Raw genomic sequence first — 11,719 nt, forward strand, 5'->3', positions numbered from 1 at the left:
AGCTCCAGATTATTTTTAAGCCAATAATTTATGCGTTGTTTGATAAGAGCCAACACGTTGGCTCTTACCGAGGCCGTGAGCTGTTCGTCAGTGAAACAACACTGCGGTTTTCAGCAAGGTGATCCAAACGCCCCACGCCAACGGGATACCCACAACCAACCAGGCCGCGATCACCCATGGTTTGCTGGCGGCGGATGCTTTCCACTCCAGCACGGTGGTGTGATCTGCACCCACGTCGTGCCCGTAAGATTGCTCCACGGCCAACTCGGCGTCCGTCATGAAGTATTTGTCGGCCACCGGACGAACCAGCAGGTTGCAGATAAAGCCCAGGATCAACAGGCCCGCGAGGATGTACAGCGTGATGTCGTAAGCGTCGGCACGTGCTACACCGATGCTTAGTTGATACTCGCGCAAGTAGTTAACTAGCACTGGACCCAATACGCCTGCCGCGGCCCATGCCGTTAACAACCGGCCGTGAATCGCGCCGACCATCTGTGTTCCGAACAAGTCTGCCAAGTAAGCCGGAACAGTTGCGAAGCCGCCGCCGTACATCGAAAGAATCACGCAGAACGCTGCTACGAACAGCGCGACGCTGCCGGAGTGACCCAGGCTCGGTACCGACGCGTAAAGGATAAAACCCAGCACAAAGAACACGAAGTACGTGGCTTTACGGCCAATGTAGTCCGAGAACGTTGCCCAGAAGAAACGCCCGCCGATGTTGAATAAGCTCAACAGACCGGTGAAGCCCGCTGCAATGGCTGCGATCTGGCCCAACTGACCCGCGTCAAGTTGACCGAACGACAGGCCGTTACCCAGCAACTTGCCGGCGAAGACTTCCTGCAACAGCGGCGAAGCCATGCCAAGAATACCAATACCGGCAGACACGTTCAGGCACAGCACCAGCCACACCAGAACGAACTGAGGTGTTTTCCAGGCCACACTTACGTGCACGTGACGGTGAGTAATCATCGCGTTGTTGGCTTTTTTCGCCGGGGCGGTCCAGCCTTCAGGTTTCCAGCCGGTTGGCGGAACGCGATAAGCCAAGGCACCGCCGATCATGAAGACGAAATAAATCGCCGCCATGGCCAAAAAGCTCTGCCAGACGCCCACACCAGTTGGCGAAGCGAAATGACCCATCAGGGCCGCAGCCAGTGGCGCGCCTACCATTGCGCCGCCACCGAAACCCATGATCGCCATGCCGGTCGCCATGCCGCGCTTGTCCGGGAACCATTTGATCAAGGTCGACACGGGCGAGATGTAACCCAAGCCCAGACCGATACCGCCGATCACACCGGAACCCAACCACATCAGCCATATCTGGTGGGTATAAATACCCAACGCAGAGATCACCAGCCCGCCGCACCAGCACAGTGCCGATACCACACCGGCCTTGCGCGGACCCGCATGTTCCAGCCATCCGCCCCAGATCGCCGCAGAGCACCCCAGGAAAATGAAGAACAGGGTAAAGATCCAGCCCAACATCGAAATGGGCCAATCACAATTAGAGGAAAAAACCTGTGTTACAAAGCTCGTGTCCGGCGCGCAGGCAACGGCGGCGCTAATGCCGAGTGCTTTAGACAATGGCAGCCAAAAGACCGAGAAGCCATACGCCATACCGATGCACAGGTGAATAGCTAAAGCGGCAGGTGGAACTAACCAACGGTTGAAACCAGGCTTTGCAATAATGCGCTCTTTAGATAAGAACGCAGGCTGTGCGACGGAGCCGCTCAGCATGGCACTTTGATTCATTATTATTACCCTCAAATGGATACAGCACCCGCAGGTGACATCTAACTACGCCACCAACCTTCCATGCCGGGAGACGTTATTGTTTTTATCGGCAGCAATTCCGAACACACGACAAAAAGACGCAGCAGAACCTGCTGGTTTACAGAGGTTAGCATTCGGCACCAAGATAGAAAGCACTGTGCCATTACTTATTTTGTTACAAATATTTAGCCTGCTACGCTCATGCCAGACGAAGACTGAGGAAACCCAATGCCCATCGTTATCGAACCAATACACTCAGCGACCTATCAGGATCAAGAAGACTTACAGAAGATTTACGGCGACGCCCCCGATTGGCTTTTGGCACCCTTTGGCGATGGTCAGGCGCTCATCGAATCCTGCCTGAGCGAAGGCACATTGTTGGCGGCGCGCTTCAATGATCGACTGCTGGGCGCTGCGCGCGTTCAACGCCAAAGCACCATTTGGCACCTGTCGCAGCTATGCGTTAGAAAACTTACCCGTCGCCGCGGAGTCGCTGAACGCTTGCTGGTCGAGGCGCAGAAAATGGCCCGGCTAGCAGGCTGTGAACTGCGCCTGGTGGCGCCTGTCGGACATCTTGAGGCCCAAGCATTGGCGGCCAAATTCCATCTGATTCTCGATCCCCAGCAGGCTCAAAGCTGAGGAAATGTGACAGCAAAAAAAAAGCGCCCGCGTCACGATTCCGATCTAGAACGTTATACTCGCGGGCTAAATATTGAATGAATCAATCACAAGGATTCGCCCATGAAAGCGTTCGGCAAAATCCTGGGTCTGGTTATTCTCGGGTTGTTGCTGATCATCGTGGCTCTTGGCTTTGCCCTGACCCATTTCTTTGATCCCAACAATTACAAAGACGAGATTCGCCAATTGGCCCGTGACAAGGCCCACCTGGAGCTGACTCTAAAAGGCGATATTGGCTGGAGCCTGTTTCCATGGCTTGGCCTAGAGCTGCACGACGCCAGCGTCGCCACTCTGACTGCCCCGACCAAACCTTTCGCCGATCTGCAAATGCTCGGATTGTCGGTTCGCGTGCTGCCGCTGTTGCGCCGCGAAATCCAGATGAGTGATGTGCGCGTTGAAGGCCTCAACCTGACGCTGAACCGTGACGAAAACGGCCACGGCAACTGGGAAGACATCGGACGCCCAGCGCCGACTACCCCCGCATCAACTCCGGAAAGTGCGACTGCAGACGCCAGCAAACCAGCGCCCGTTGCGTCAGAAAAATCTTCACAACCGCTCAAGCTCGACATCGACAGCCTGACTATCAACAACGCCCATATTGACTACAGCGACGCCAAAAGTGGCCGGCAATTTACCGCCGAGAGCATTCAGTTGAGCACCGGGGCCGTGCATGAAGCGACCAATATTCCCATAAAACTGACTTCGTTCCTCAGCACCAACCAACCTGTGATGCGCGCCAAAACCGAGCTGGTCGGCCAATTACGCTTCGACCGTGCGCTCAAACGCTATCAATTCGAGGACATGCGTCTGTCCGGAGAGACATCAGGCGACCCACTGGACGGCAAGACCTTGACGTTTGCCGCACAAGGCCAATTGCTGGTCGACCTGGCAGCCAACGTTGCGGACTGGAACGGCCTGAAATTTTCGGCGAACCAGTTACGCGCCCTGGGCGAACTGCATGTGCGAGATCTGGACAAGACGCCTCAGGTTAGCGGCGGTCTTTCCATCGCCCAGTTCAGCTTGCGAGACTTCATCGACGGCATCGGTCAGACCTTGCCCGATATCTCGGAAGGCAGTTTGAGTAAAGTGGAACTGGTTGGCCGCTTCACGGGCAGCCCGAACAGCTTCGCCGTCGAAGACCTCAATATGAAAGTCGACGACAGCACCTTCACGGGTCGCGTTGCCGTCGATGACATTGCCAAGCAAGCGATTCGCGTCCAGCTAAAAGCCGATACTTTTGACGCCGATCTTTATCGTCCGGCCAAAAGCGAAGTCGCCAAGAGCGCGGGCGCGGCACGCAAATCTGAAGTAACCGGCACGGAAAACCAGGCGTTCGCCACCGTGGGCGGCACCACGCCGTTGCCCAATCCACCGACCCAGGTCGCGTGGAGCACCGAGCGACTGCTGCCGGTGGAGCGCCTACGCAAACTCGACGTTCAAGCTGACCTCAGCTTTGGCCAACTGACCGTCGACAAATTGCCGATCCAGAATGCCGTGCTTAAAACTCAAGGCGTCGGCGGGCAAATCAGCCTGGACAGCCTGCGCGGTAACATCAATAACGGTGATTTTGAAATCAAAGGCACACTTGATGTGCGCCCCGATGTGCCCTTGGTGAGCCTGCAAACGCGCATCAATAAAATCCCGGTGGAACGCTTCTACCGCAGCGAAGGTAATTCTCCTGTGAGGGGGTTGTTAACCTCGCACAGCGACATGACCAGCAAAGGTAACAGCCAGAAAGTGTTGATCGACGGGCTCAACGGCACCGCCAGCTTCATGTTGAACAACGGTGTGCTGGTCAACGCCAACCTCGAACAACAACTTTGCGTGGGCATCGCCAAGCTCAACCGCCAAACCTTGAGCGGCGAACCCCACGGTAAGGACACGCCCTTCCAACAGCTCAACGGCAATTTGGTTATCCGCAACGGCGTTGCCAACAATCCTGACCTGAAAGTGCAAATCCCTGGGTTGGCCGTCAATGGCAACGGCGATGTCGACCTGCGAGTGTTGGGTATGGATTACCGCATCGGCATCATCGTCGAAGGCGACAAGGGCGACATGCCGGACCCTGCCTGCCAAGTCAACGATCGTTACGCCAATATCGAATTCCCTGTGCGCTGCCGTGGCCCGGTTGAATTGGGCGCCAAGGCTTGCCGTGTCGACAGCGAAGCGCTGGGGGCAGTCGCGGCCAAGCTGGCAGGCGACAAGATCGAACAGAAAATAGATGAAAAACTGGGCGACAAAGTTAATCCACAGCTCAAGGAAGCGCTAAAAGGTTTGTTGAGACGATGAAAGCTGAGCAATTTTCAACGGCAGTACTCGAATGGTACGACCGCCACGGCAGACATGATCTGCCTTGGCAACAGGGGATCACGCCGTACCGGGTATGGGTGTCGGAGATCATGCTGCAACAGACTCAAGTCAGCACTGTTCTGAACTACTTTGATCGCTTCATGGAAGCCCTGCCAACCGTGCAGGCGTTGGCTGAAGCGCCAGAAGACGAAGTCCTGCACCTGTGGACCGGGCTTGGTTACTACACCCGCGCGCGCAATTTGCAGAAGAGCGCAAAAATTGTCATGGCTGAGTACGCTGGCGAGTTTCCCCATGCCGTCGAAAAGCTCATCGAACTGCCCGGTATTGGCTTGTCCACCGCCGGCGCCATCGCCAGTTTGAGCATGGGCTTGCGCGCGCCGATCCTCGACGGCAACGTCAAGCGCGTGCTGGCGCGTTATACCGCCCAGGAGGGCTACCCCGGCGAGCCCAAAGTGGCCAAACAGCTATGGGCGAACGCTGAGCGCTTCACGCCGCATAGCCGAGTCAACAATTACACCCAGGCGATGATGGACCTGGGAGCGACGCTGTGCACCCGCAGCAAACCCAGTTGCCTGCTCTGCCCGCTGGAAAAAGGCTGCGAAGCGCACCTACTCGGTCTGGAGATTCGCTACCCGATTCCTAAACCGCGTAAAACCGTCCCGCAGAAGCGCACGCTGATGCCAATGCTTGCCAACCGTGATGGCGCTATTTTGCTTTACCGACGCCCTTCTACCGGGCTCTGGGGCGGATTGTGGAGCTTGCCGGAGCTGGATCAGTTCAGCGACCTGGAGCATCTGGCCAGCCAGCACGCGCTGGAACTGGGCAAACATCACGAACTGCCGGGGCTGATCCACACCTTCAGCCACTTCCAACTGTCCATCGAACCCTGGCTGGTGCGGGTCGAAGAGTCCGCCCACCACGTGGCCGAGGCCGACTGGCTCTGGTATAACCTCGCCACCCCGCCGCGCCTGGGCCTCGCTGCCCCGGTGAAGAAGCTGCTGAAACGCGCAGCCGACGTATTGAACGCAGGAGAGTTGTGATGACCCGCACCGTAATGTGCCGTAAGTACAAAGAAGAATTACCCGGCCTGGAACGCGCCCCGTACCCTGGCGCCAAAGGCGAAGACATCTTCAACCACGTTTCACAAAAAGCCTGGGCCGACTGGCAGAAACACCAGACCCTGCTGATCAACGAACGTCGCTTGAACATGATGAACGCCGAGGACCGTAAATTTCTTCAGACGGAAATGGACAAGTTCCTGTCCGGCGCCGATTACGCCCAGGCAGAAGGCTACGTCGCCCCCGAGAAATAACCCTTTGCAGGCACTGTGGGTCGTAAGCGACGGTAATAACTGAATATTTTTAAAAACACGCTTGACGACCCCCCGAAAAACAAGTCTAATGCGCCCCGTTGCCCAGATAGCTCAGTCGGTAGAGCAGGGGATTGAAAATCCCCGTGTCGGCGGTTCGATTCCGTCTCTGGGCACCATAAATACCGAAAAACCTCTGCGTCGAAAGGCTCAGGGGTTTTTTATTGGCCGTCGTTTGACCACATCCCGCTTGGCTATTCAAAACGTATGCGTTTCAATAGCGCCCATTAGCAGCATCCGCCTGCAAGGACTTACGCTTATGGCTTCGCCAGACAAACAGCAAAAACGCGCCAAGCGAGCGAAATCCAAAGCCAAACAGAACCGTTCGGGCAAACCGGCCCAAGGGCTGTTTCATCCGGTTCTCGCGTCGCCGCTGGTCAATGAACCGTTCGATGACGTTGAGATTGACCTGTCGACGTTCGATTTCGAAGACGTGCTCGCCAATGGTTTCGACCCGGCCGACTTCGACGATCTGTTCCAGGCCATGAAAGCCGCCGAGTTCATTAGCCAGTTGGCGATGTGTGTGGTGTTCTTGCAATATCCGGTTCTGGAATTGGTAATCGCCGAGGAAGAAGAAGAGAACGCTACCGACTTCCTCATGAGTTTACTCGTCGCCTACCGTGCGAATTTTTACGACGAAGACGAAGACACCGCCGTTGCGTGGATGGAAAGCAAGGCTTTCCAGGCTGACTACAACGAGGCGTCACGTATTCTTGTAGGCAAGAACAACCAGCAGTCGCGCTGAAGTTTTTTTTACCGACTCACACCGTGAGTCGTCGTATTTCCTCTGCATTATTCTTTTTGAGGTTCGTGACATGCGTACAACTCTTTCGGCCCTGACCCTTGCTTTGGGATTGCTTGCGGCTCAAAACGCGTCGGCTGGCGATGCACTCACCTCGGCCCTAGGTGGCGGCGTCGGTGGCGCACTGGGTAACGTTGTAGGTCAAAAAATGGGCGGCGGCAGCACCGGCGCGGCGTTAGGCGCTGGTGTCGGTGGCGCAGCTGGCGGCGCGTTGACCGCCAAGAAAGGCCACAAGACCAAAGCAGCATTGGGTGGCGGCCTCGGCTCAGCCGGCGGTTCGTTGCTGGGTAACAAGTTGGGCGGCAACGGCACCCTCGGTGCGGGCCTCGGTGGCGCAGCAGGCAGCGCATTGATGGCTAAATAACACTGAATGAAAACACGTCCGGACAGCGCAAGCCGTCTTGGATATCAATAAAAGACCCGCCCCGTGCGGGTTTTTTATTGCCGGGATTGCGATGCTACCGCGAACATCAGCATTTGAGATAATGTTGCGCTATTCCATAGCCGGACCCCGCTCACGGAGCAACCGAATGCAGATGTATAAAAAATTTCTTCTGACCGCGATGGCCACCTTGGTGTTCGCGACCGGTGCGGTTGCTGCAGACAAACTGAAAATGGGCGTCCAGGCTGCCTATCCGCCGTTCAACAGCAAAGACGAAAGCGGTCAGGTCGTGGGCTTTGATGTCGACATCGGCAACGCCCTGTGCGCAAAAATGAAAGTTGAGTGCGAGGTAGTCACTTCCGATTGGGACAATATTATCCCCGCACTTAACGACAACCAGTTCAATTTCCTCGTGTCGTCGATGTCGATCACCGAAGAGCGCAAACAACTCGTCGACTTCACCGACCCGTACTATTCCAACAAGCTGCAGTTCGTGGGCCTGATCGCGGCGGGCTCGGACGAATCAATTCCGTTCAAGGACACCCTGGACGGTAAAACCATTGGCGCAGCGCGCGGCACGCTGGCGGCGGCCTGGCTGAAAGACAATCTTGCCCCAGGCGCCACTATTCAGCTGTATGACACCCAGGCAGATGCCTACGCCGATCTGAACGCCGGAAATCTATATGCAGTCCTCGCCGACAAATTCGTCAGCTACGAATGGCTCAAAAGCGAAGCCGGGATCCCTTACGAATTCAAAGGCGAGCCTGTCGTCAACAATGACAAAATCGGCATCGCCGTGCGCAAGGGTGATCCACTGCGCGAGCAATTGAATACTGCGTTAAAAGACATCATCAGCGACGGCACCTACAAGAAAATCAACGACCGCTACTTCCCCTTCAGCATTCTTTGACTTTTGACCAACGTTCTACAGGGCGAGCAGATTGGCAAACGGTTCCGGGAACTCGACGCTTTCCTGATCGCCCATCAAACACTCTGGCGCCCACGTCCTTTTACTCACCGCCTACTGCCGTGGGAGCCTGAGCACGCCGAGTTGGCTACCTGGCTGCGTTCACGCTCACTGGAAAACGCCGAAGCCGCTCACAACCAACCATACTCGCTGCAAGCGCCTGCCCCTTTCACCCAACTGGCGGCGCAGTCCGCTGCACTGAGTGTTTTGGGAGATCTACCCAGCGTGGCACGCGGTGCGCTGCCAACGCGCATGAACACAGACGTGCCGGGCCGCAAACAGCAACAGATCCAAGCATTCGCCGCATCCCTGAACTTTCAACGAGAGCCCAGGCACTGGCTCGACTGGTGCGCTGGCAAAGGTCACCTAGGGAGACATCTGGCTCACGGTGGCCAAGCATTGACCTGCCTGGAAAACGATTCGCAGTTGGTCGACGCGGGCGCCCAACTCAGCCGCCGGATGGGCATTAGCGCCCATCACCTGCAACAGGATGTCCTTGCCGCCAACGCTATTGATCGGATTTACCCTCGGCATACGCCCGTGGCCCTGCATGCGTGCGGCGATTTGCACGTGCAACTGATGCGCCTCACCGCTGACGTCGGTTGTACTCAGTTGGCCATTGCCCCGTGCTGTTACAACCGCACCCGCGCTACGGCTTATCAGCCACTATCATCCCAGGGGAAGGCTTCGGCCTTGCGCCTGTCCCTTGAAGACCTGAGCCTGCCGCTCAGCGAAACCGTCACCGCAGGCGCTCGCGTCCGGCGCCAGCGCGACCAGTCGATGGCCCGACGCCTCGCGTTCGATGTGCTTCAGCGCGACCTGCGCAGTGTTGACGAGTATCTGCCCACGCCTTCCCTGCCCGTCAGTTGGCTGAATAAACCGTTCGTCGATTATTGCCGCGACCTTGCCGCACTCAAGCACCTACCTGCGGTGGGCCAGCAAGACTGGAAAACGCTTGAACACGCCGGCTGGCAACGCTTGGCCGAAGTGCGCAATCTCGAACTAGTGCGCGGATTGTTTCGGCGCCCGCTAGAACTGTGGTTAGTTCTCGATGGTGCTGGCTATTTGCAGGATCGCGACTACTCTGTCCAACTCGGTACATTCTGCACGACCGACATCACGCCACGTAATCTGATGCTTCTCGCTGAGCGCCAACAGGGTGAAATCAAACCACCGCCCTGTGGATAACTCTGTTGATGAAAATCCGACCAGTGCGATAAAAACATAGCTAGCTAGCTAAACGGCTTTGCCGTGTTTTTTTTAGGGGGCATTAAATCTTCCAAAAAACAGCCACTTGCAGCGACCTGAGAACAGCTTCACAAATTTGATGGTTTTTGCTCCAATTCCGACTCCGCTTGTGCATAAGCGTCACAGCGAATCCGAATAACGGCCGCGTTTTTGGTGTGTCCCATTGACCAAATTGGGCGCAGCTGCTGCGCTGTCCGATTTGGAATCGCGCCATCTTTCGCCCGCTACTTAGTTGTGCCTGTACTAATAACAACCAGTAACGCCTCCGCGCTCGATAGCCATCGCGCCACTGGTCGGTGACTTTCTTTTCGCACCACTTCGCCCTCAGTCTCGGGAGAAACCGTCAATCCTCAACGTCGGTTCGCTGGCGAACACCTCAGCCAAAAAATCGATGAACACTTTCACCTTGCCGGACACACGACGCCCACCCGGCCAGACGGCATTCACCGGAAACGCCGGCGGAACGAACCCTGGCAAAACCTTGACCACCCTGCCCTCGGCAATATCGGCGGCGAACAGCCAGGTCAAAGTGTGGGCGATCCCCAACCCGGCTAACACCGAAGCACGCAGATGTTCGGCATCGTTGGTACTTACCTGCGCTTTCGGCGCGATGGTCACCGGCCCGGACGGCGTACTGAACTCCCACGCACGCTGCGCACCGCGAAACATGTAAGCAATGCACTTATGCTGCTCTACATCGCCCGGCACCATCGGCGTGCCGAACGTCTCTAGATAAGCCGGCGACGCCACGCTGCCGTACTCCACACGACCAATCCGCCGCGCCATCAAACTCGAGTCCGACAGATGCCCAATGCGCAGCGCGACATCGATGCCGTCCTCGATCAAACTCACATGCCGCTCAGAAATATCCAGTGCAAGACTGACATCCGGGTACCTGGCAAAGAATTCGGGAAGCCTGGGGATGACGTACAGACGACCAATCCCCGGCGACATCGCCACCCGCACCAACCCCGAAGGCGCGATCTGACCATGACCGATCCGCGATTCAGCCACCTCGACATCGTCCAGCAAACGCACCGCCGACTCGTAATAATCTTGCCCCGCGCTGGTCAGACTCATCCCACGCGACGTCCGACGCAACAACTGCGCCCCCAACCGCGCCTCCAACGCCGCAACCTGCTTGCTGGCCGTCGGCTGACTGATCCCGGCAGCCGACGCCGCCTTGGAAAAACTTCCAGTGTCCGCGACACGGATAAACAGCTGTAGCACGTCAAGCCGATCCATCTTGCTCATCACCCGGCATCAGAAAATGGGCGCCACCGAGGGCGTCTGAAGGGGAAGATTAAACCGAAAACAGGAATTGGATATTTTTCTATGGGAATCAGCTAGCTAGGGGTTTACATCGTAAGAAAACTGGATATACTCTGCGCCCATTAGCCGGTATAGCTCAGTTGGTAGAGCAACTGACTTGTAATCAGTAGGTCCCGAGTTCGACTCTTGGTGCCGGCACCATACAAAGTTCCAGAGAAGGCTTTCAACATCTCTGAACTCCCGAAAAACCCGCCTTCTGGCGGGTTTTTTCGTTTTGGGGTTCCGTCGGATTCCCGTGGATCTTGGTGGATTCCAACCGGTTTAAGGATAGAGCTTGGGGTGAAGGTCACTTCGATAAAAGGGAGTACCTTATGTCGCGCACCACAGCTCCACTCTCTGATTCGGCTTGCCGCTTGGCAAAACCTATGGACCGCGCCTACAAGCTTTTCGACGGCGATGGCCTCTATCTCCTAGTCCAACCCAATGGCCGCAAAGGCTGGCGGCTCCGTTACGTCAAACCTGACGGACGGAAGGACTGACCTCGTTCGGCAACTACCCCGTCATTGGCCTCGCCGATGCGCGCCGCAAGCGCTTGGAAGTCAAGCGAATGCTGGCGGATGGCGTTGATCCCATAGAGACCAAGCACCAAGCCAAGGCGGAAGCCGTAATCAAAGGCAGAACCTTTGAAAGCGTTGCGCTCGACTGGCATACGGAAATGTCGGCCAAGTGGGCACCAGGCCATTCCAAGACAGTGATGAGCCGCCTCAAAACCCACGTATTCCCGCTGATCGGCGCCCGCGCCATTGTTGATCCCGACACCCATGACCTTATGCAGCCCTTGGACGCGATCAAGAAGCGCGGAACGATCGACGTTGCTTTAAGGGTACAACACTACCTGCAGAGCATCATGCGCGAGGCAAA

The 11,719-nt window shown here is 56.6% G+C and carries 10 protein-coding genes, 2 tRNA genes and 1 pseudogene; 11 read left to right on the plus strand and 2 right to left on the minus strand.

Annotated elements, in window-relative coordinates; translation table 11 throughout:
* Positions 1 to 87 precede the first annotated feature (87 nt).
* Entirely contained in the window at positions 88 to 1,749 is a 1,662-nt protein-coding gene (locus JWR17_RS16875; protein ID WP_299833077.1) for an OFA family MFS transporter, read from the minus strand.
* 249 nt (positions 1,750 to 1,998) lie between these two features.
* Here JWR17_RS16875 and JWR17_RS16880 point away from each other — a divergent pair, with 249 nt between their 5' ends.
* The 9 genes from JWR17_RS16880 (at position 1,999) to JWR17_RS16920 (ending at position 9,466) form a co-directional block, all read left to right on the plus strand.
* Complete coding sequence (locus JWR17_RS16880) at positions 1,999 to 2,409, plus strand: acetyl-CoA sensor PanZ family protein (RefSeq protein WP_299833078.1); 411 nt, start codon at positions 1,999 to 2,001, stop codon at positions 2,407 to 2,409.
* A 102-nt stretch (positions 2,410 to 2,511) separates the two neighbouring features.
* Positions 2,512 to 4,737 (plus strand): AsmA family protein, encoded by a 2,226-nt coding sequence (locus JWR17_RS16885; RefSeq protein WP_299833079.1) that lies wholly within the window; start codon positions 2,512 to 2,514, stop codon positions 4,735 to 4,737.
* Entirely contained in the window at positions 4,734 to 5,798 is a 1,065-nt protein-coding gene (mutY, locus tag JWR17_RS16890; RefSeq protein ID WP_299833080.1) for an A/G-specific adenine glycosylase, read from the plus strand. The genes JWR17_RS16885 and mutY overlap by 4 nt, the downstream gene beginning before the upstream one ends.
* The gene (locus JWR17_RS16895; RefSeq protein WP_299833081.1) at positions 5,798 to 6,070 is read left to right on the plus strand and encodes an oxidative damage protection protein; all 273 of its coding nucleotides are present in this window, start codon (positions 5,798 to 5,800) and stop codon (positions 6,068 to 6,070) included. Before mutY ends, JWR17_RS16895 begins: the two co-directional genes overlap by 1 nt.
* 100 nt (positions 6,071 to 6,170) lie before the next feature.
* Positions 6,171 to 6,246, plus strand: a tRNA-Phe gene (locus JWR17_RS16900).
* Between the two features lie 140 nt (positions 6,247 to 6,386).
* Complete coding sequence (locus tag JWR17_RS16905) at positions 6,387 to 6,872, plus strand: hypothetical protein (protein WP_299833082.1); 486 nt, start codon at positions 6,387 to 6,389, stop codon at positions 6,870 to 6,872.
* 70 nt (positions 6,873 to 6,942) lie between these two features.
* On the plus strand, positions 6,943 to 7,293 hold the full coding sequence (locus JWR17_RS16910; protein ID WP_299833083.1) for a bacteriocin: 351 nt from the start codon (positions 6,943 to 6,945) through the stop codon (positions 7,291 to 7,293).
* A gap of 166 nt (positions 7,294 to 7,459) precedes the next feature.
* Positions 7,460 to 8,221 carry a transporter substrate-binding domain-containing protein gene (locus JWR17_RS16915; protein ID WP_299833084.1) on the plus strand — a complete coding sequence of 254 codons (762 nt, stop codon included), beginning with the start codon at positions 7,460 to 7,462 and terminating at the stop codon, positions 8,219 to 8,221.
* Between the two features lie 3 nt (positions 8,222 to 8,224).
* A complete protein-coding gene (locus tag JWR17_RS16920; RefSeq protein WP_299833085.1) occupies positions 8,225 to 9,466 on the plus strand; it encodes a methyltransferase in 1,242 nt (413 codons plus the stop codon).
* 384 nt (positions 9,467 to 9,850) lie between these two features.
* Here JWR17_RS16920 and JWR17_RS16925 read toward each other — a convergent pair whose 3' ends face one another.
* The gene (locus tag JWR17_RS16925) at positions 9,851 to 10,780 is read right to left on the minus strand and encodes a LysR family transcriptional regulator (RefSeq protein ID WP_299833086.1); all 930 of its coding nucleotides are present in this window, start codon (positions 10,778 to 10,780) and stop codon (positions 9,851 to 9,853) included.
* A 143-nt stretch (positions 10,781 to 10,923) separates the two neighbouring features.
* Here JWR17_RS16925 and JWR17_RS16930 point away from each other — a divergent pair.
* Together JWR17_RS16930 and JWR17_RS16935 are read left to right on the plus strand one after the other, a co-directional pair.
* Positions 10,924 to 10,999 (plus strand) — tRNA-Thr (locus JWR17_RS16930).
* 170 nt (positions 11,000 to 11,169) lie between these two features.
* Positions 11,170 to 11,719, plus strand: a pseudogene (locus JWR17_RS16935) (integrase arm-type DNA-binding domain-containing protein); the annotation flags it as partial.

The sequence above is a fragment of the Pseudomonas sp. genome (genome assembly GCF_028293835.1).
Classification (GTDB): Bacteria; Pseudomonadota; Gammaproteobacteria; order Pseudomonadales; family Pseudomonadaceae; genus Aquipseudomonas.